General features: G+C 43.4%; 21 protein-coding genes, 1 pseudogene and 2 riboswitches. Of the genes and pseudogenes, 14 read left to right on the forward strand and 8 right to left on the reverse strand.

The genetic code is table 11. From position 1 onward, the window contains the following. The 4 genes and pseudogenes from L9Q40_RS15330 to L9Q40_RS15345 form a co-directional block, all read left to right on the forward strand. Positions 1 to 295: pseudogene (locus L9Q40_RS15330) on the forward strand (triacylglycerol lipase); the annotation flags it as partial. Positions 296 to 396: 101 nt separating this feature from the next. Beyond that, positions 397 to 537: riboswitch (FMN riboswitch) on the forward strand. Between the two features lie 114 nt (positions 538 to 651). After that, positions 652 to 1,308, forward strand: coding sequence for a 3,4-dihydroxy-2-butanone-4-phosphate synthase (ribB, locus tag L9Q40_RS15335; protein WP_329354865.1), 657 nt, complete (start codon positions 652 to 654; stop codon positions 1,306 to 1,308). Between the two features lie 113 nt (positions 1,309 to 1,421). Beyond that, complete coding sequence (locus tag L9Q40_RS15340; protein WP_065297805.1) at positions 1,422 to 1,967, forward strand: glutathione peroxidase; 546 nt, start codon at positions 1,422 to 1,424, stop codon at positions 1,965 to 1,967. A gap of 10 nt (positions 1,968 to 1,977) precedes the next feature. After that, the gene (locus L9Q40_RS15345; protein ID WP_014233748.1) at positions 1,978 to 2,424 is read left to right on the forward strand and encodes a DUF3429 domain-containing protein; all 447 of its coding nucleotides are present in this window, start codon (positions 1,978 to 1,980) and stop codon (positions 2,422 to 2,424) included. A gap of 49 nt (positions 2,425 to 2,473) precedes the next feature. Here the strand turns inward: L9Q40_RS15345 and L9Q40_RS15350 are convergent, their stop codons facing one another. Then, positions 2,474 to 3,073 (reverse strand): thiol:disulfide interchange protein DsbA/DsbL, encoded by a 600-nt coding sequence (locus tag L9Q40_RS15350; RefSeq protein ID WP_498793818.1) that lies wholly within the window; start codon positions 3,071 to 3,073, stop codon positions 2,474 to 2,476. A gap of 74 nt (positions 3,074 to 3,147) precedes the next feature. Beyond that, positions 3,148 to 3,576: a hypothetical protein gene (locus L9Q40_RS15355; protein ID WP_020334129.1), complete on the reverse strand. Its 429-nt coding sequence runs from the start codon at positions 3,574 to 3,576 to the stop codon at positions 3,148 to 3,150. A 139-nt stretch (positions 3,577 to 3,715) separates the two neighbouring features. Here L9Q40_RS15355 and L9Q40_RS15360 point away from each other — a divergent pair, with 139 nt between their 5' ends. From L9Q40_RS15360 to L9Q40_RS15380, 5 genes are all read left to right on the forward strand, one after another. After that, complete coding sequence (locus tag L9Q40_RS15360; protein WP_014233745.1) at positions 3,716 to 4,021, forward strand: isoamylase early set domain-containing protein; 306 nt, start codon at positions 3,716 to 3,718, stop codon at positions 4,019 to 4,021. A gap of 220 nt (positions 4,022 to 4,241) precedes the next feature. Beyond that, positions 4,242 to 4,598, forward strand: coding sequence for a diacylglycerol kinase (locus L9Q40_RS15365; RefSeq protein ID WP_014233744.1), 357 nt, complete (start codon positions 4,242 to 4,244; stop codon positions 4,596 to 4,598). A 21-nt stretch (positions 4,599 to 4,619) separates the two neighbouring features. Continuing rightward, positions 4,620 to 6,278, forward strand: a complete 1,659-nt coding sequence (locus tag L9Q40_RS15370; RefSeq protein ID WP_498793819.1) for a phosphoethanolamine transferase — start codon at positions 4,620 to 4,622, stop codon at positions 6,276 to 6,278. Between the two features lie 151 nt (positions 6,279 to 6,429). Further along, on the forward strand, positions 6,430 to 7,362 hold the full coding sequence (locus L9Q40_RS15375) for a Gfo/Idh/MocA family protein (protein ID WP_498793820.1): 933 nt from the start codon (positions 6,430 to 6,432) through the stop codon (positions 7,360 to 7,362). 243 nt (positions 7,363 to 7,605) lie between these two features. After that, positions 7,606 to 8,037 carry a YccF domain-containing protein gene (locus L9Q40_RS15380; protein ID WP_498793821.1) on the forward strand — a complete coding sequence of 144 codons (432 nt, stop codon included), beginning with the start codon at positions 7,606 to 7,608 and terminating at the stop codon, positions 8,035 to 8,037. Between the two features lie 413 nt (positions 8,038 to 8,450). On the opposite strand, the gene L9Q40_RS15385 is transcribed toward L9Q40_RS15380, so the two are convergent. From L9Q40_RS15385 to L9Q40_RS15395, 3 genes are all read right to left on the reverse strand, one after another. Next, positions 8,451 to 8,867, reverse strand: coding sequence for a MarR family winged helix-turn-helix transcriptional regulator (locus tag L9Q40_RS15385; RefSeq protein ID WP_498793822.1), 417 nt, complete (start codon positions 8,865 to 8,867; stop codon positions 8,451 to 8,453). A 3-nt stretch (positions 8,868 to 8,870) separates the two neighbouring features. Next, the gene (dmeF, locus tag L9Q40_RS15390) at positions 8,871 to 9,755 is read right to left on the reverse strand and encodes a CDF family Co(II)/Ni(II) efflux transporter DmeF (protein WP_498793823.1); all 885 of its coding nucleotides are present in this window, start codon (positions 9,753 to 9,755) and stop codon (positions 8,871 to 8,873) included. A 279-nt stretch (positions 9,756 to 10,034) separates the two neighbouring features. Next, positions 10,035 to 10,883 carry a pirin family protein gene (locus L9Q40_RS15395; RefSeq protein ID WP_498793824.1) on the reverse strand — a complete coding sequence of 283 codons (849 nt, stop codon included), beginning with the start codon at positions 10,881 to 10,883 and terminating at the stop codon, positions 10,035 to 10,037. 441 nt (positions 10,884 to 11,324) lie between these two features. Between L9Q40_RS15395 and cspE the strand changes: the two genes are divergently transcribed. The 3 genes from cspE (at position 11,325) to L9Q40_RS15410 (ending at position 12,176) form a co-directional block, all read left to right on the forward strand. After that, on the forward strand, positions 11,325 to 11,534 hold the full coding sequence (cspE, locus tag L9Q40_RS15400) for a transcription antiterminator/RNA stability regulator CspE (protein ID WP_014233736.1): 210 nt from the start codon (positions 11,325 to 11,327) through the stop codon (positions 11,532 to 11,534). Positions 11,535 to 11,775: 241 nt separating this feature from the next. Then, positions 11,776 to 11,985: a hypothetical protein gene (locus L9Q40_RS15405; protein ID WP_498793825.1), complete on the forward strand. Its 210-nt coding sequence runs from the start codon at positions 11,776 to 11,778 to the stop codon at positions 11,983 to 11,985. 50 nt (positions 11,986 to 12,035) lie between these two features. After that, entirely contained in the window at positions 12,036 to 12,176 is a 141-nt protein-coding gene (locus L9Q40_RS15410) for a PA3496 family putative envelope integrity protein (protein WP_014233734.1), read from the forward strand. Positions 12,177 to 12,236: 60 nt separating this feature from the next. Here L9Q40_RS15410 and L9Q40_RS15415 read toward each other — a convergent pair whose 3' ends face one another. Continuing rightward, complete coding sequence (locus tag L9Q40_RS15415) at positions 12,237 to 13,277, reverse strand: IS481-like element ISVvu4 family transposase (RefSeq protein ID WP_498792724.1); 1,041 nt, start codon at positions 13,275 to 13,277, stop codon at positions 12,237 to 12,239. 292 nt (positions 13,278 to 13,569) lie between these two features. Continuing rightward, positions 13,570 to 13,669: riboswitch (purine riboswitch) on the forward strand. A gap of 89 nt (positions 13,670 to 13,758) precedes the next feature. On the opposite strand from L9Q40_RS15415, the gene L9Q40_RS15420 reads away from it, so the two are divergent. Beyond that, positions 13,759 to 14,772: an adenosine deaminase gene (locus L9Q40_RS15420; protein ID WP_498793826.1), complete on the forward strand. Its 1,014-nt coding sequence runs from the start codon at positions 13,759 to 13,761 to the stop codon at positions 14,770 to 14,772. 174 nt (positions 14,773 to 14,946) lie between these two features. Next, complete coding sequence (locus L9Q40_RS15425; RefSeq protein WP_434171490.1) at positions 14,947 to 15,420, forward strand: peroxiredoxin; 474 nt, start codon at positions 14,947 to 14,949, stop codon at positions 15,418 to 15,420. Positions 15,421 to 16,270: 850 nt separating this feature from the next. Here L9Q40_RS15425 and yghU read toward each other — a convergent pair. Together yghU and L9Q40_RS15435 are read right to left on the reverse strand one after the other, a co-directional pair. Further along, a complete protein-coding gene (yghU, locus tag L9Q40_RS15430; RefSeq protein ID WP_491843562.1) occupies positions 16,271 to 17,128 on the reverse strand; it encodes a glutathione-dependent disulfide-bond oxidoreductase in 858 nt (285 codons plus the stop codon). Positions 17,129 to 17,375: 247 nt separating this feature from the next. Next, on the reverse strand, positions 17,376 to 18,095 hold the full coding sequence (locus L9Q40_RS15435) for a beta-ketoacyl-ACP reductase (protein WP_014233729.1): 720 nt from the start codon (positions 18,093 to 18,095) through the stop codon (positions 17,376 to 17,378). Positions 18,096 to 18,322 lie beyond the last annotated feature (227 nt).

An 18,322-nucleotide genomic window follows, 5' to 3' on the forward strand; every position in this document is an offset into this window, starting at 1 on the left:
CTTAGGCGCACTTTTAGGTAACTCGCCTCATCACGGTTTAAACAAACACGACGACGTCTGGGACTTTCCCCAAAAGCTTGGAAGTATTGCGGGTACGGTCCCTATCGGGGCTCGTCCTCTGCTTATTCGCGGTGATAATACCATGTCAGACGGCACGGTAACGGTGGACGAAACCCGTTTGGAAGGCATGCAAGATCATATTGAGGCAAAACAAACACATACTAGCCTGATCTACAACACCTTTGTCCCTGAGCAAATTGATCACTTTATTCGCACCGACTTTTTTCGTCGATAGCACATTTTTATGTAATAAAAGCGCAATCTGCTTCCCAAAATATCGTTAAATCAGTACTATCCCTTGGTCAGTCTTAGTTAAAAAAGACTTGGCTAAATTTTAATTGTTCTCAGGGCGGGGCGAAATTCCCCACCGGCGGTATACTCTTTTGAGTGAGCCCGCGAGCGCTCGATTCGTCGAGGTCAGCAGATCTGGTGAGATGCCAGAGCCGACGGTTATAGTCCGGATGAAAGAGAATAAGAATACACCAGTACGCTTGCTAGATTCGTTGAGAGGAACTGGTGCACTTCTTTTTGATCGCATTTTACAGCGAGCTCTCATACCGCCCTGATTCTGGTCATATTTAGGAGTTAACCATGAATCAGTCATCGCTACTTGCCGAATTCGGCGACCCAATTACTCGCGTTGAAAACGCACTTACCGCACTGCAGGAAGGCCGTGGTGTGCTTCTGCTTGATGATGAAGACCGTGAAAATGAAGGCGACATCATCTACTCAGTTGAACACCTGACTAACGAACAAATGGCACTAATGATCCGTGAGTGCAGTGGTATCGTGTGTCTTTGTCTGACCGATACTCAAGCAGACAAGCTGGAACTTCCACCAATGGTTGTGGACAACAACAGCGCAAACCAAACCGCATTTACCGTTTCGATTGAAGCGAAAGTTGGCGTAACGACAGGTGTCTCTGCGGCAGACCGTGTTACCACTATCAAGACAGCGGCAAATCCACATGCGAAGCCTGAAGATCTTGCCCGTCCTGGCCACGTCTTTCCTTTGCGCGCTCGCCCAGGTGGCGTGATGACTCGCCGCGGACATACAGAAGGCACGATTGATCTGATGCAAATGGCAGGGTTACAGCCTGCGGGCGTATTGTGCGAAGTGACCAATCCAGATGGCACGATGGCGAAAACACCAGAGCTCGTTGCATTTGGGCGTCTTCATAACATGCCGGTGCTTACCATTGAAGATATGGTCGCATACCGTAATCAGTTTGATTTGAAGCTGGCATAACGCTCGTCCCCAACTTATTTGAAAGCCGTGCAATTGCGCGGCTTTTTTGATCGATCTCTAACCTGCAGAGTAACACTATACTGACTAAGGTAAACAAATAAGGATATCGGAGCATGAAAGGAAGAATAAAGAACTTGGTCTTACTCGGGCTACTCAGTCTGAGTTCTACAGCCTTTGCTGCTAGCTGCCCGGATATTCTTCAGGGCAAACAAAGGTTACTCAACTCCACTGATGAAATTGATTTATGTGAGCAATTTAAAGGGAAGACATTGCTCGTCGTCAACACCGCCAGTCAATGCGGATTTACGCCGCAGTTCGAACAGTTAGAATCGCTTTACCAAACGTACAAAGATAAAAATTTCGCGGTTATAGGCTTTCCAAGCAATGACTTTAACCAAGATAAAGGCAGCGAAGAGAATTCCGCAAAAATTTGCTACCTCGATTACGGGGTTACCTTTCCGATGATGGCTCGAAGCTCAGTGATGGGCAGCGATGCAAATCCAGTATTCAGCGAAATCAGCCAACAAGCCGGTATCACGCCAAGATGGAACTTCTATAAGTTTCTGATTAGTAAAGAAGGCAAAGTCATTGCGACATTCCCAAGTTCGACATCTCCTACAAGTACTACGCTTACTAATATGATTGAACAACAACTGTAGGACAGCAATCATGACCACCACACGCTCTACCATGTTACGGCTGGGCTATTTAGGACTCATTCCATTCTTACTTAGTTTGCTGCTCATTATTACTGACACCACTTTGTTTAATTTAAGTGGCCATCAATTCTTTATTGCCTACAGTGCGGTTATCTTAAGCTTCTTGTCTGGCGTGCTATGGGGTAACGGAATCGACCATTACTACCACCGATTGAGTCGCAATATTTTGGTGCTGAGTAACCTGTTTGTTTTACTCGCATGGGGTGCCCTGCTACAGGGACACACTCACTACGTCACAGCCATTCTTCTCCTGGCCGCAGGCTACATTGCCGTTTGGTTCTCTGAAAAATTGATTAGGAAGGTAGAACAGGAAATCGACCCAAAAGGTTATCAGGGAATGCGTGGAAAACTCACCTGCGGGGTCTTGTTGATGCATGGCATCGTGCTGTTTGCTTGACGGTTAAGAAAAATGGCGACCATTAAGTCGCCATTTTTGCGTTTTATATTTAAAGGGTCAGTAAGTAGTTAACTAGCTGGTTATACTCATCGTAAGAACTGATTTCATTGGGAATAACAATGTACTTGTTGTTCACAATCACACCCGGCACTCCTGTCAACGTGCTTGCTTTGAACTCTTGGTCGAAACGCTTTTGCATCGAGTTCACAGCAAAGCTGTTGTACGCTGCGTCAAACTTTTTACCGTCTACACCATAATCAGTGAAGACTTGTTTTAGTTCAGCTTCGTCTTTAGGAGCCGCACGCTTTTGGTGGATCTGCGCAAACATCACCGGAATCATCTTATCTTCAACTCCGAGAGATACCATCGTTGCGTAAGACTTCGCCATAGGAACCGCCATATTCCCACCCATAAATGAAACATGGATTTTCTCAAATCGCGCGTCTTCAGGTAAGGCTGGTTTCAAGTTCTCAACCAAGCTTTCAAATTTATAACAGTGCGGGCAGTAAAAAGAGAAAAACTCTGTCACTGTCGGTTTAGCTGCTTTCTCTGCCTCCAGCACTTTGTAGTGTTTTCCCTCTTCAAACTGGGCTGCATGAGCCGTAAACGCAAGTAAAAGGGTGCTGCATAGCGCAAGTAATTTCTTCATTGTTTGTTTCCTTTAGACAGCAGTCTGCCGTCTTACTTAAATCAATTAGTCGTTGTATTTAGATTAGAAGAAAATCAAACAATGGGAGGTCGATACGGCTGGTAGATCACCGATACCGCTTTTACGGCAGGAGATTTACCAATAAGCGCAAGCCGGTGAGGAAAGCGCATCAGACTATTGTGCGGCAAGGTTACAGGCACCTTCACAATACATGAAGAACTGCAACTGGTGTGTTGGTCTTTCCCTGAAGTGAGCACTCGTTCATTCTCTGAGGACTCAATACAGTCAGTATTAACCCCAAGCTGAGCCTGAAGCTCTTTCAATGGAACCTGATTACTGTGATTCTGACTTGGTATGGTCTCTGCTTGTACATTAGGCGCAAGGCTCGTTAGCAGCATGGCTACCAAGCAAGTTAATGTCATCATCAATGTACGGTTAAAGGTACGCATACCAACATCTTCAAAAGTAGGATAATTTTCATCATACAGAAACGTTCTGTTCATACAAGCGTCAACACTAACCCATTACTTATACAACTGATTATTTTTCCTTTTTTACCGTCTTGTAGCTGATAAAACTTGAATTCAGTATGAAACCTTAGTAATAGTTAGGGTAGTTTTTGTACAAACAAGGAAAAAATTAATGCTTAAAAAAAGATTTTTTAAAACCAAAGATGAAGTTGAAGTCACCTTTGAACTTGATAAAGAGCAGCGTGAATCCGTAAAAATTGCGGGAGACTTTAACAACTGGCAGCCAGAACCAATGAAACTGGTTAAAACCAGCGGCCAGTTTAAGTTTAAGACTCGCTTACCAAAGGAACAAAACATTCAATTCCGCTACCTGCTAAATGAAGCTGAATGGGAAAACGACCCACAAGCCGATGCCTACGTTCCGAATGGTTTTGGCAGTGACAACAGCGTCGTTTGCACCAGCGAGCAAACCGCTTAACGTTAACATCAATCATCATTTTTCAGGCGCACTTGTTGCGCCTTTTTTATTTGAAACTCAATTGTCACTGGTTATCGCCACAAAAGATCATACTCGCCCATCTAAATTCTGTTCTTGCTATTCACAAATGTTTCACGCCTGACCTATTAATCTCGCCACTAGCTTGGGGCACGTCGAAACCAGGCATGCATTTATCAATAAGCAGTATTGGAACTCTATTTTGAAACCAGGAAAAACAGGCATTCGCCGAGTCATGGACGCGACCGGATATTCATTACAAGGATTGAAAGCCGCTTGGATTAATGAAGCTGCGTTTAGACAAGAATTACTCCTTTCCGTCATTCTCTCGATCAGCGCATTCTTCTTGCCCGTCACAACCTTAGAACGAGTGCTGATGATCGGCAGTTTATTTTTGGTCTTAATCGTCGAATTAATTAATTCCGCCGTAGAAGCGGTTGTTGACCGTGTCAGCGACGAATGGCACGTACTAAGTGGCCGTGCCAAAGACATTGGCTCTGCCGCCGTATTTGTTGCACTACTACTCGTCCTGTTTGTCTGGGCGTCATTTTTGCTTTAGTTTTTTGTAAGGCAGTTATTTATGAAGACAGTTGATTTACAACGAGAAGGGATCTCTTACGTTACCTTTTCTTTTTTATTAGCGTTTTACTTTGCGCTTGTTGTCAATATCCCGATTTACAAAGAGCTCATTGGGATTCTATCTAGCCTCGATAACGTTAAAGTCGGGTTTGTTGTTACCATCCCAATTTTCTTTATCGCTGCACTTAACTTCCTTTTCAATTTGTTCAGTTGGCCGTGGATAGGGAAACCGTTTTTTATCCTACTGCTCATTCTATCGAGCATGGTGAGCTACGCGAGTTACAACTATGGCACACTGTTCGACTACGGCATGATCGCCAATATTGTTGAAACAGATACCAGCGAAGCCAGCTCCTACTTCAGTGCGTATTCCGCTTTGTGGGTGCTATTAATGGGTATCGTACCTGCGCTGGTAGTAGCCAACACCAAATTGCGTCCGTTGAGCGGCCAATGTTTGCACTTTTCTATCACCAAGTTGGTGTCTATGATCGCCTCTCTTGCTGTTATTGCGGGCATTGCAGCGTTGTATTATCAAGACTATGCATCGGTAGGCAGAAACAACAGTTATCTGAAAAAGATGATCATCCCGACTCAGTTCGTCTATAGCGCAGCCGGATACGTGAAAAAAACTTACCTTACCGAACCAGAGCCTTATCGCGAGATTGGTACCGAGGCCAAACAATCCGCAGCAGCTTTAACAAAAGCACAGAAAAAGCCAACGCTGTTAGTCTTTGTTGTCGGTGAAACTGCTCGCTCTCAAAATTATCAACTCAATGGATATGAGCGAAAAACGAACCCCTACACCAGTAAGCTAGACGTGATTTCCTTTCAGGATTTTGCTTCCTGCGGCACCGCAACAGCGGTATCGCTTCCGTGTATGTTTTCCCAACTGACACACCATAACTTCGACCGCAGCAAAGCAGATAACCAAGACAATGTGTTAGATATTATGCAACGAGCGGGCATAGACGTGATGTGGAAAGAAAACGATGGCGGTGATAAGCACGTTGCACATAAAGTAAAAAAGATCGCGGTAGACAGAACGAAGACAGATCAATGGTGTAATGGCACGACTTGCTATGATATGGCGCTTCTCGACAACTTTGAGCAAGAAATAGATAGTATGGAGGGTAACCGAGTCGTCACGCTGCACCTTATCGGTAGTCATGGTCCAACCTACTTCCAGCGATATCCGAAAGACAAAGCGTTCTTCCAGCCAGATTGCCCTCGCGCTGATATCGAAAACTGTAGTGTCGAACAAATAGTCAATAGCTATGACAACACCATCCGCTACACAGACTATGTACTAGAACAGACCATCGATAAACTCACGACATTGGAAGACAAATACAACACGGCTTTGGTTTACATCTCTGACCATGGAGAATCTCTGGGTGAAAGCGGTATGTTCCTGCATGGCATGCCTTACAGCCTCGCACCAGACACCCAAAAGCGTGTGCCTTTTATGATGTGGATGTCACCAAACTTTAAGCAGGCCAAACAGATTAATACCGACTGTTTGAGCCAAGAAGCGCAAAGCGTGGGTAAATACTCTCAGGATAATGTCTTCCACTCATTGTTAGGCATTATGGATGTTAAAACCAGCGCGTACGACGGTGCACTGGACATTTTCAAAACATGTCGCACGCCAAATGTCTAAGGGATAAGTCATTACAGCTGGATAATTAAACCTGAACATTAAGCCTGACCACAAATTGTGAGTCAGGCTTTTTTATAACATAGCACTGCAGCAAATTAACCTTCACCCTTGCTATACTCGGCTGCTAGTCACGACAAAGAGAAGAATCCAGATGAAAATTGGCATCATCGGCTTAGGAGATATTGCGCAAAAAGCTTATCTTCCTGTTATCACTCAGCTCCCCGATATTGACTTGGTATTTTGTACCAGAAATACCGCAACTCTGAGCGCTCTGGCTCAACAGTATAGAATCGCAGAAACCTGTCATGACTATCAGCAACTTATGAACTTCGGCGTCGATGCCGTCATGATACACGCCGCTACCAGTGTCCACTTTCAAATCGCTGAATACTTTTTAAAGCAGGGTATTCCGACCTTTGTAGATAAACCTCTGGCTGACAACGCCGCAGAGGTCGAAAAACTGTATGAGATTTCGGCTCAGACGAATCAGCCTCTTTATGTTGGCTTCAATCGCCGCCATATCCCGCTCTACAATCAACACATGCATGGCGTCCAAAAGGGCGAACTCACTGGATTGAAGTCACTTCGCTGGGAAAAGAATCGACATAACTTGCCAGGTGACGTTCGTACTTTTATTTTTGACGACTTCATTCATCCGTTAGACAGTGTGAACATTGTGGCTAAAGCCAACCTGCAGGACGTTTACGTCACGCATCAGTTTGATGGAGCTGAGTTAGCACGGCTGGATGTGCAATGGCAACATGGTGAGACACTTCTGCACGCTTCTATGAATCGCCATTTTGGCATCACAACCGAACGAGTACAGGCGTGTTACGCCAACCAAGCGGTCGAGTTCGACTCTTTTATGGAGGGCAAACTTTGGCAAGAAAACCAAGAGCAAAAATTAAGCTTGAAGGATTGGACGCCAATGCTAACCAGTAAAGGCTTCCATGCCATGCTATTAGATTGGTTTAGCGTCATAGAAAGCGGAAAACTGGGGAATACAGTTGTCGATCGCAATATCGCCAGCCACCAATTAGCGGAAGCAATATGCCAACAAATTGAGAAAGCCATTTTACGTTAAGCGCCGTCAATACGGTATCCACGTTCATTTGCTTTAGTTCAAGTGAAGAAGCATGGTGGCGTGGATATTCTTCCTGCCTTACAACTAGTTACTTCCCCTCCATAGCTCAGATTAATGTTATTCATACTCTGTTAAGATTCCTGTGACATACTTAAAATCATGTCCAGCTTGGATTCAATGACGTCACTTTACATCGGTGGCATGAACTCGATTTAAAATCGACGATTAGAAATAGGAAATAGAATGAGAACTCTTGGCAACATCATCTGGTTTGTGTTGGGTGGCGTATTTATGGGACTGCTGTGGTGGTTTTTCGGCATCCTAGCCTTTATCAGCATTATAGGTATCCCGTGGGGGCGCGCCTGTTTCGTCATGGGTAACTTTTCGTTCTTCCCGTTCGGAAAGGAAGCCATTTCACGTGATGAACTGACCAAGGAGATGGACATCGGAACCAGTCCACTTGGCGTTATTGGCAATATTGTGTGGTTTGTGTTTGCAGGTATCTGGCTGGCAATCGGTCATGTCATTTCCGCGGTTGCTTGCTTCGTTACCATCATTGGTATTCCGTTTGCACTTCAGCACCTGAAACTGGCGATGATCTCTCTTGCGCCAATTGGTAAAACTGTCGTATCGAAAGAAGAAGCTGCAATGGCACGCTTCAATATTAATCGATAGAACTCTCTGCCCTCTGGGAGATTATTCTCAGAGGGCAACGCCTGTCAAAAGTAAGCCAATGATTGCCACTGCGTACTCAATTAAGGTTGGTTGTGTGTTCATAGCGTCACCTAACAATGAAGATTAATACCTAGCTCACGAGCCTGCGTTTCTTCTCAAAGCAGAACTACAAGCATAGTAAAGATCCTCTTGATAGGAGGAGATTCAGGCGACAATAACGAGAGATATGATGTCGGCGTCGAGTATTGTCAGCAAAGATAATGACTTACAAACTCGAAATTTTGGTAGGGAGTCGATGAAAAGAACTGAGCAAAAAGCAAAAGAGTAGCAGTCGTTATTAGCAGGTTAAATAAACCATAAAACAGAGCGCAATGAGCACTCTGCTATTGAGTAAAGAGAACTATTCAAAAAGGTTAGAACTCGCGATTCATTCTTTCCAGACATGTCAGAAAAATGGATTGTTGCTCAGGCTCGATATGTCGGGTTAAGTCACGAACTAAATCCAGGTGTAGCTGGTTATGATGACGATGGATAATCTCACCTTCTGGCGTTAATTTAACCACAATCGCCCGGCGATCTTCAGGATGAGCGCAACGCTCTATCAAATTCGCATTGACCAGTTTTTCAATCTGAACGGTTAGCGTTCCCGTCGTGATGCCCAGTTTTTCTGCCAGTTCTTTCATGCGTAACGCGCCATGCCCACCAAGCACTTCAATCGTGTGGACCTGAGCCAGTGAATAACCCGTTTCTTTCACCACTGACTGTTCCCACGACGACATTTTATCGTAGAATTCGGTCAGCATCTGATTCAATTTTTCTAGTTCGCTCATCGTTTAGTCGTTTTGTACTTCGAGAGTAAGATGGTGAATCTTATCAAATTTACCCAACAGTTGCTTAAAATCACTGAGTGATTTATTACTTCGGTTCTTTATCGCGATAGCAGCGGAATAATGGTGCCCACTGACTTTCCAGACATGCAGGTCTACAACATCGGCATAAGGCGCAAGCTCTGCACGCATATCTTGTCGATACTGTTCATCAATGCTTTCATCTAATAAAACCGGGGCTGTTTGTCGCATTAAGCCAATCGTCCATTTACCAATAACTAGCGCACCGACCATACCCATGATCGCATCCAGCCAAATCCAACCATAAAACTTCCCTATGATGAGTGCCACAATCGCAAGCAATGACGTTAACGTGTCAGCCAGTACATGGAAATACGCGGCAGCTAAGTTATGATCGTGATGGTGATCACCATGATGATGATCATGGTGGTGGTGATCCTTTAGCAACAACATACTCGCCAGATTTACTACTAAACCAATGACCGCCACCGTAATGGCTTCGTTGAACTTTATCGATTCTGGGTTAAATAACCGATGCGCAGACTCGATCATCATCATCAAGGCAACAATGCCAAGTGCGATAGCGCTGGTGAACCCTCCTAAGACACTGACTTTGCCTGTCCCAAAAGAAAACCGTTCACTGTTTGCGTGCTGTTTAGCATAGCGATAAGCAAACAAGGTGATACAAAATGCAGCCGCATGGGTCCCCATATGCCAGCCATCGGCCAGTAACGCCATAGAGCCAAACAGCGTACCCGCGCTAATCTCGACTATCATAGTGAAAAGGGTAAGCACGAGTACGTAAAAAGTTCGTCTCTCACCTGTATGGTTGTGCGACACAAAATCGTGTCTATGCTGCGAAACTGCCATTGCGCTACCTTTCATCCTGAATGCTCATTTGTTTGATAGTCAAAATATTTGATACAAACTTAGTTTGATTGTCAAACATTGTCAATGTGTAATCTCATATCCTTTTTGGGGAAAGCTTTTAAGACTATCTGTTTTGTTTTCTGAAATGAAAAAAGCCACACCCTAAGGCGTGGCGAATGCAAATTCGATGGCAGTGGATTATCGTATTTGCTTTTTAATAAGCCCAATAATCAGGCTCCAATTCTCTTGTGCTCGTCGCGTGGCTCGTGGCCCAGAAGACTAATAAGTTTTAAACAGTCCCGCATTGTAGTCTTGAATTGCTTGTTCGATTTCTTCAATGCTGTTCATCACAAATGGACCATAGTGAACCACAGGCTCGTTAATCGGCTCGCCAATGAAAACTAATACTCCACTTTCGTCGTTTGCCGTCAGCTCAACCAACTCTCCTTGAGACAAGAGCGCCATTTCGCCTTGTTTTATCACGCGTTGCTGAGTTTCAACGTTACCTTGGTAGACATAAACCATCATGTTGTGGTTCGACTCGGTGACAAGCTGGAGCGTTGCGCCTGCATGTGGTCGCCAATCAGCAACCGTTGCATCAACGCCCGTTTTCGTTAGTGGTCCGCTACTTCGGTTCCCATTGATATTAAGTTCCCCAGCAATAATACGAACCAAGCCGACATTTTCGTCATTCACTTCGGTGATGGTTTCAGGCTGGAAATCATGATACTGAGCAGGGTGCATTTTATTTTTTGCTGGCTGATTAATCCAAATCTGGAAACCATGCAGTTCGCCATCTTGCATAATTGGCATTTCACTATGAATAACACCACGGCCAGCAGCCATCCATTGAGCGCCACCAGAACGAAGTTCACCGACATTATCCATGTGATCACGATGCTGAAAGTGCCCTTTCAACATATAGGTCAGGGTTTCAATGCCTCGGTGAGGGTGCGGAGGAAAACCGCCGATATAGTCAGCGCGGTTATCAGATTTCAACTCATCCACCATCAAAAATGGTGAAAAACTGGCATTATTGAATCCAGCTACTCGGCGAATTTTAACGCCATCGCCATCCGCAGTAGGCTGGGAAGGAATTATCTGACGGACTTCTCTTGTTTTACTCATAACCTTTCTCCTCAAAAGCCTTGCTCGCCGTTTTAAAATGGCTAGCAATACTCGGCTAACGGTATGTCCCTATTGTAGGTTGACGGAAAATAATCATGACCATATGCAGTTGAGCTAATTGTTCAACTTTTTCGAACTACAACAATTTTCCCTCCGCTGTTGTGTAAATAGAGGCAAATTATCTGCTCGCTCACTGTTGGAACATTGGCTAACACCAACCAAAAAATAAATGTGGCTATTTTCTAAACTCGGTGTATAGTGGGCGTTGGCTCTTAAAGAAGAGCTGTTAATGCAACATTTAGTTTAAGTTCCTTCTCAGTAAAATCTTGAATCACCCATTCAGACACCTGCGTACAACTTCCTCTTGATTGAACATTCAATAGCTTAAAAAAGATCCACACGAAAATTCGTAATTAAAATGTTTATTTCAAAGGTGTTTTTATGTCTAAAGTAACGGGTTCAGTAAAATGGTTTAACGAAACAAAAGGTTTCGGTTTCCTATCTCAAGACAACGGCGGCCAAGATGTATTCGTGCATTTCAACGCGATTGTTGCTGACGGTTTCAAAACTTTGACTGAAGGTCAGAAAGTAAGCTTTAACGTAGAGCAAGGTAAAAAAGGTCCTCAAGCGACTGAAGTTACTCCTCTATAAGACTGCTTTTCTTGGTGTAGCATATCCATGCTGCACCAAACTTCTCTCCTTTCAAAAAATCCTTCACATTTTATAGCCATTTAATGGCTTAGCTTAGTGCTGTCTAAAATAAAATTTGGCAGTACCATTTTATATTTTATTAATAAAAGGAAAGTAATATGTCCTCTAGAAGAACAGGCCGTCAAAGGCATTGGTACCAACTACTTAACAAAGAGAAAATCGTAAAGAAACAGGAGAATAAATGTTAGAAATTGAGTTTAATTTAAAACAACCACAAACCACTTGGAATGCCAGAATACATCAACTTAACAGCGATATATTAATGCGACATGTATTGCCAAAACTTCAAACCAACAGTGTTTCTATTGACTTCCAATATAATGAAAACAACGGTGAAGGTGCAATTCTGTGTGACGAAGGTTCAAAGATAGGAAGTTTTATTGTCAAATAAAACATTTTTCAGGCATTGATAGTATTCACGTTCAAGTTGGAGGCCTTTTTATGGCTAAGAAAAGTAACAAACAATTAGAAAAAGAAAAGAAAGAATCTGAGCAAAATAATGCAGCGATTAAGCAAAAAACTCGACGCCGTATTGAAGACATTATGGAACAAAGAGAGTTTGATAAATTATTTGATCTCTAAAATGTACTAATTCAGACCTGATCTGACAGTTACCCGTTTTTCGACTTGGTGCCTGTCAGATTATATCTGGGCTAGATTCTTTTTAGCCCAGATTGATTTTCCATCCTCTAATGTTTCTATCGGCGTTCTGCCACAGCACATTTTTCCTTGATGAGTACGGTGATTGTTGTAGTAGTCCATCCATTCGTCCAGATCTTTCTGCAACTCTTCGATAGAACCATACAGTTTCTTTCTGAATGTCACTTGGTAGAACTCATTCAATATGGTCTTGTGGAAGCGTTCGCAGATACCATTTGTTTGTGGTGACATCGCTTTAGTTTTCGTGTGGTCGATATCATTAATGGCTAGGTAGAGCTGGTAATCGTGCTGCTCAACACGACCACAGTATTCAGTGCCTCGGTCAGTCAAGATTCGCAACATTGGCAGCTCATGAGTCTCGAAGAACGGCAGAACCTTATCATTCAACATATCTGCTGCGGTGATTGGTGTTTTTGTCGTGTAGAGCTTAGCGAAGGCAACTTTGCTGTAGGTATCAACGAACGTCTGCTGATAGATGCGTCCAACACCTTTAAGGTTGCCAACATAAAACGTGTCTTGAGAGCCAAGATAACCTGGGTGCGCTGTTTCTATCTCACCACAAGCTTCGTCATCATGCTTTTTGCGCTCAAGGGCAGCAACTTGCTCGTCTGTTAGGATAATACCGCTCTCTGCGACCTGTTTCTCCAGTGCGATAAGACGTTTCTTGAAGTTCTCTAGGTCATTGCGAAGCCAGATTGAGCGTACGCCACTTGGAGAGATAAATACCCCCAGTTTACGTAATTCATTACTCGTTCTAACTTGTCCATGAGCTGGGAAGTCGATGGCGTATTTGATAACGGCTTGCTCAGTTTCACTATCAACACGGTTCTTTAAGTTCGGTGCTCTTCGGCTCTGGTTAATCAGAGCATCAATACCCCCCGTCTCAACCAACTCTTGATAACGGTAGAAAGTATCTCTTGATACCCCCATAACCTTACAGGCTCTAGATACATTACCGAGTTCTTCTGCAAGATTGAGAAGGCCCGCTTTGTGTTTGATGATTGGATTGCTAGTATGAAGCATGAGAGTTACCTCTTTTTGTCTTTGATTAGTGATTAAGCACCTTTAATCAAAGTGGGTAACTCTCTTCTTTTCAAATTGAAGTGTCAGATCTAGTCGGAACTAATACATCTAAAAGATTAACATCGTTTTCTTTCTTCATGTTAAGTGTAAGGTAACGCCGCCTGCCTTTCACTCACATGAACAGTGCCTTTTCTATCCAAATCCTCTTCTATACAGCCTAACTGAATATCCTCCGATTATTTCACTCGTTCAGTGACACCAATAAACCCCTAGTCAAATTGATAATTTTGCGTATAATCGCAACCGTTTGCTTCGTATAACCCCAATGATATGGTTTGGGGGTCTCTACCAGCTCCCGCAAAGTGCTGATTACGAAGAGTTGAGATCACGATGTATCTTACTCTTTGTAATAGCGTTCGACTTATTTCTATCAATACCTATTCTTAGAGTAACTGCATCCACAATACACGAAAGGTGGAATATGAACGCATTTATTCAAGGTCTTCCAAAAGTAGAGTTACACTTACATATTGAAGGTTCACTTGAGCCAGAGTTGCTGTTCAAGCTTGCTAAACGCAACAATATTGAAATCCCGTACTCGACCCCTAGTGAATTACGCGAAGCTTACCAGTTTGAAGATTTACAATCTTTTCTCGATCTTTACTACCAGGGCGCGAACGCTTTACGTACGGAGCAAGATTTTTATGACCTAACCTGGGAGTACTTAGAACATTGCAAGGCCGATAACGTCATTCATACGGAAATCTTTTTTGATCCTCAAACTCATACCGAACGCGGTATTGATTTTGATACAGTGATCAACGGAATTAGTCGCGCTTTAAAAGATGGTCAGGAACAACTTGGCATTACTTCTCAAGTCATTGCCTGCTTCCTTCGTCACCTATCTGAAGAGAGCGCAATCGAAACGCTACAATCCATTCTCAAACATCGAGACAAAATCATTGGTGTCGGCTTAGATTCATCAGAAAAAGGCCATCCACCAGCAAAATTTGAGCGCGTGTTCCAACAAGCAAAAGCGGCGGGTCTATTAACGGTTGCTCACGCAGGTGAAGAAGGCCCAGCGCAAAATATCTCTGACGCGATTGAAATGTTGGAAGTCAGCCGCGTTGACCACGGCGTTCGCTGCGTAGAAGACAAAACCTTGGTTGCCTCACTTATCGAAAGCAAAATGCCCCTTACGGTCTGTCCACTATCGAACATTAAACTGTGTGTCTTTGATGACATGAAGCAGCACAACATTGTCGATCTTCTCCGACAAGGTGTAGCGGTCACCATCAATTCAGATGACCCGGCTTATTTTGGTGGCTACATGACCGACAATTTCCTCGCCGTGAGTCAGGCACACCCAATGAGCAACGATGAGATCGCGCAGTTCACGCTTAACGCCATAGAAGCAAGTTTCATTGATGATCAACTAAAAGCTAACTATCGTTCTCAAGTAAAAAACTACGTTGAAAATCATTCTTCTTTATAGAAATTGAGACTCGCTAAATCGTTATAAATTGATGTGTATACTCAAATGACTTTCCGATTTAATTCAGAATGTTAATAATACTTGGGTATACCCCTACAAACCCTCAGTGGTTAATGTTCAACTTAAGCGCTAGACTGACTGAGACAAATAACGAATATCAAAAGGAAGACAATTATGATTCAACAAGGCCAAGCACTACCTTCTGCAACTGTCAGTGAACTAACAGCCGATGGCATGGCAAATCACGACGTAACTGAGCTGTTTGCGAATAAAAAAGTGGTGTTGTTTGCTGTCCCGGGCGCGTTCACTCCAACTTGTTCAGAAGCTCACTTGCCAGGCTATGTTGTTCTAGCAGACCAGCTAAAAGCAAAAGGCGTTGATCTTATCGCATGTATCGCAACAAATGACGCATTTGTTATGCACGCTTGGGGTGAAGCTCAAAATGCCTCTGAGATTATGATGCTGGGTGACGGTGATGCTAGCTTCACCAAAGCACTTGGTCTGGAAATGGATACCGGCAGTTTTGGTGGTATTCGTTCTCAACGTTATGCGATGATTGTTGATAATGGTGTCGTGACCAAACTTAATGTTGAAGAACCACAGAAGTTTGAAGTGAGCAACGCAGAAACAATTCTTGCAGCACTTTAATTAAAAAAAGAACGCCCCGACTTAACTCGGGGCGTTCTTTTTGTGTTTATCAGTACTAGCGATTAATAACTTTTCTTCTGCCTGCCACTAAAAGTAACATCAACGATAAGTACATGTAGCCCAACGATCCGCCACTACTGTCATCATCTTCATCGTCATCACAAAAAACAACGTATTGACCTTCAATAGAGGCCGTTCGCTAACATCAACTTAAGAGTATTCCGTTATTGGTAATTAGAAACGTGGGTGCGCCAAGTTGGCAAGGTTACAGACGATAGCGTTAACCAGAAAAATGAAGAGAGAATTGCCCGAGACTGCACTAGCAGCCATTAATACTGTAGCGAGCGAAGATAAAAAATCGTCCGCACTCAGGCGGGTTATAAGAAACACGTGTGCGGACATAACAACAACACAGTTCATGCTGGCGAACTGGAAAATAGGGGGCAATGAAAATCAACGAAACATGACTTTCAATAGCGATAGTATTGCGTCTCTTTGATTTTATATTGTTAGCTAAGGGTCAATAATATGGCTGGGGAAATAAAGTAGGATAGGCAAGAAAACCAATCAATTAATCGATTTAAAAAGCAAAATCAGAAGTATAGAAATGAAATATAAATGTCACTTATGTCAGATATTAATGACGTTTATGTATTCAAACTAGAATTAAATAGAAAAGTCTTTTCCGGTGTTGATACTAATATTACTAAACGTAACGCTTCGTTAATCCTTTTCAGTATTGACTAATAAATTCATCATTGATGGATTTAAGTATGCGAGTTGATCGTAGATCAGAATAGAAAACTGCGCACCAATTTCGTGAATGGTACGCAGGATAATAGGATTGAGCCTAAGGTTTTAGCTTTAACACGTCATCAATATCTTGTGCGCTATGTCGCTCCTCAAGATACTCGCCTTCTTCACCCCAAGTTCGGTTAACAATACGACCGCGTTTGACTGCTTCACGTTGATCGATGGCTTTTGCCCAACGGACTACGTGCTCGTAGCTATTTACGTCTAAAAATTCAGCCGCATCGTACGCTCGACCCAAAACTAGGTTGCCATACCAAGGCCAAGTGGCGATATCCGCGATACTGTATTCGTCGCCACCCAAAAACTCATTGTTCGCTAAGCGTTTGTCCAAAACATCTAATTGACGTTTCGCTTCCATGGTAAATCGGTTGATAGGATACTCAAACTTCTCTGGTGCATAGGCGTAGAAATGCCCGAAGCCACCACCAAGATATGGAGCAGACCCTTGTAGCCAGAACAACCAGTTCATTACTTCCGCTCGCTTTGCCCCTTCTTTAGGCAAGAACAGGCCAAATTTTTCCGCTAAGTAGAAAAGAATATTGCCAGATTCAAAAACATTGACCGGCTCTTCGCCAGAACGATCGACTAACGCAGGAATTTTTGAATTTGGGTTAACGGCAACAAACCCGGAACCAAACTGGTCACTATCACCGATTTTAATCAAATGTGCGTCGTATTCCGCTTCTTTCACACCAGCAGCCAACAGCTCTTCAAACATAATGGTGACTTTCTGGCCATTTGGTGTCCCCATGGAATATAGCTGGAATGGATGCTCACCAACGGGTAACTCTTGCTCATGACGTGCGCCTGAGTCCGGACGGTTGATGCTTGCCCATTGGCCGCCATTTTCACTGTCGTTTGTCCAAACTTTTGGTGGTATGTACTCGTTTGACATTGTTATTCCTTGTCGTGTTTGAATGCGCCTTTGGCTGATAGGATCAGTAGTGTGCCACTCAATCCCATGTCTTGAATTCATTTGGTCATAAACAGAATATTAGGTCGCAACCATAAATTTAAAGCCCTCAAGACGAGTTTGATTAGAACCTTTGGTTATGTTTTTTTCTTTAGCGCTATAAGATAAATCAAGCAGATATGGCTAGGGGCAGGAAAAAGCCGCCCCATGAAGGGACGGCGTGAAGAGACTACAAGACTAAGCCACCATCGATTTTTAACACTTGTCCTGTAATGAACTCACTCTTATCTGATGCTAAGAAGGCAACACCATTTGCGATATCTCGAACGGACCCCATCCGTCCTAGTGGAGTTTTACCTTCCATCATTTTGATCACTTTCTCAGGCAGGTCTTTGGTCATATCAGTAACAATGAATCCGGGAGCCACACAATTCACACGTATTTGTGCGCCTTTTCGAGCAAGCTCTTTCGCCCACCCTTTGCTCATAGAGATAACACCGCCTTTGCTGGCAGCATAATTACTCTGACCAATATTCCCATCAGTACCCACGATGGAAGAAATATTCACAATACTGCCAGTACCTTGGTTTAACATTACTGGAGCGACACTTTGCGTTAATAAAAATACCGCTTTTAGGTTTACATCAATGACACTGTCCCAATCTTTCTCCAGCATATCCTGGAGTAGAGCGTCTCGAGTAATACCTGCATTATTAACTAATACATCAATGCGATGATGTTGCTGAATGATGCTCTCTACGACTTCATTGACCCCTTTGGAGTCACATAGGTTAACTTGATAGCTGGTGAGCTGTGATGACTGGCTCCATTCGACCGGAGAGATATCTAACCCGATGACATAAAAGCCATCTTCTAATAGTTGCTCACAAATCGCTCGTCCAATACCGCGAGCGGCACCAGTGACAATGGCTACTTTGTCATGTTTCATCTTGGTGTTCCTATATTTTTGAGAATACACCCTGCGCTTCAGCACTTGTTCCTGTATCCTCTTTTGCTTCTCGTTCTAGCACGCCTTTGCGTCGCTAGTAAAACTATAGATAAATTCTAAGAGCGAGTTGTGAGCGATCCGATACAATTGGTCAGTATTTTTCCAGTACATCCGTTAGTCGGGGCTTTGGATTCGTCCTTTCCCAACAAATTTTCATACACTCTTGC

It is taken from the genome of Allocatenococcus thiocycli (assembly GCF_921292965.1).
GTDB classification, from domain to species: Bacteria; Pseudomonadota; Gammaproteobacteria; order Enterobacterales; family Vibrionaceae; genus Vibrio; species Vibrio natriegens.

What these genes read in the sequence shown, in the direction of transcription:
- L9Q40_RS15375 (WP_498793820.1), top strand. Translation starts at nt 6,430, where the DNA reads ATGAAAATTGGCATCATCGGCTTAGGAGATATTGCGCAAAAAGCTTAT.
- L9Q40_RS15405 (WP_498793825.1), top strand. Translation starts at nt 11,776, where the DNA reads ATGTTAGAAATTGAGTTTAATTTAAAACAACCACAAACCACTTGGAAT.
- L9Q40_RS15360 (WP_014233745.1), top strand. Translation starts at nt 3,716, where the DNA reads ATGCTTAAAAAAAGATTTTTTAAAACCAAAGATGAAGTTGAAGTCACC.
- L9Q40_RS15380 (WP_498793821.1), top strand. Translation starts at nt 7,606, where the DNA reads ATGAGAACTCTTGGCAACATCATCTGGTTTGTGTTGGGTGGCGTATTT.
- L9Q40_RS15355 (WP_020334129.1), bottom strand. Translation starts at nt 3,576, where the DNA reads ATGAACAGAACGTTTCTGTATGATGAAAATTATCCTACTTTTGAAGAT.
- dmeF (WP_498793823.1), bottom strand. Translation starts at nt 9,755, where the DNA reads ATGGCAGTTTCGCAGCATAGACACGATTTTGTGTCGCACAACCATACA.
- L9Q40_RS15420 (WP_498793826.1), top strand. Translation starts at nt 13,759, where the DNA reads ATGAACGCATTTATTCAAGGTCTTCCAAAAGTAGAGTTACACTTACAT.
- L9Q40_RS15340 (WP_065297805.1), top strand. Translation starts at nt 1,422, where the DNA reads ATGAAAGGAAGAATAAAGAACTTGGTCTTACTCGGGCTACTCAGTCTG.
- L9Q40_RS15410 (WP_014233734.1), top strand. Translation starts at nt 12,036, where the DNA reads ATGGCTAAGAAAAGTAACAAACAATTAGAAAAAGAAAAGAAAGAATCT.
- yghU (WP_491843562.1), bottom strand. Translation starts at nt 17,128, where the DNA reads ATGTCAAACGAGTACATACCACCAAAAGTTTGGACAAACGACAGTGAA.
- L9Q40_RS15435 (WP_014233729.1), bottom strand. Translation starts at nt 18,095, where the DNA reads ATGAAACATGACAAAGTAGCCATTGTCACTGGTGCCGCTCGCGGTATT.
- L9Q40_RS15395 (WP_498793824.1), bottom strand. Translation starts at nt 10,883, where the DNA reads ATGAGTAAAACAAGAGAAGTCCGTCAGATAATTCCTTCCCAGCCTACT.
- L9Q40_RS15350 (WP_498793818.1), bottom strand. Translation starts at nt 3,073, where the DNA reads ATGAAGAAATTACTTGCGCTATGCAGCACCCTTTTACTTGCGTTTACG.
- L9Q40_RS15425 (WP_434171490.1), top strand. Translation starts at nt 14,947, where the DNA reads ATGATTCAACAAGGCCAAGCACTACCTTCTGCAACTGTCAGTGAACTA.
- L9Q40_RS15370 (WP_498793819.1), top strand. Translation starts at nt 4,620, where the DNA reads ATGAAGACAGTTGATTTACAACGAGAAGGGATCTCTTACGTTACCTTT.
- L9Q40_RS15415 (WP_498792724.1), bottom strand. Translation starts at nt 13,277, where the DNA reads ATGCTTCATACTAGCAATCCAATCATCAAACACAAAGCGGGCCTTCTC.
- cspE (WP_014233736.1), top strand. Translation starts at nt 11,325, where the DNA reads ATGTCTAAAGTAACGGGTTCAGTAAAATGGTTTAACGAAACAAAAGGT.
- L9Q40_RS15345 (WP_014233748.1), top strand. Translation starts at nt 1,978, where the DNA reads ATGACCACCACACGCTCTACCATGTTACGGCTGGGCTATTTAGGACTC.
- ribB (WP_329354865.1), top strand. Translation starts at nt 652, where the DNA reads ATGAATCAGTCATCGCTACTTGCCGAATTCGGCGACCCAATTACTCGC.
- L9Q40_RS15385 (WP_498793822.1), bottom strand. Translation starts at nt 8,867, where the DNA reads ATGAGCGAACTAGAAAAATTGAATCAGATGCTGACCGAATTCTACGAT.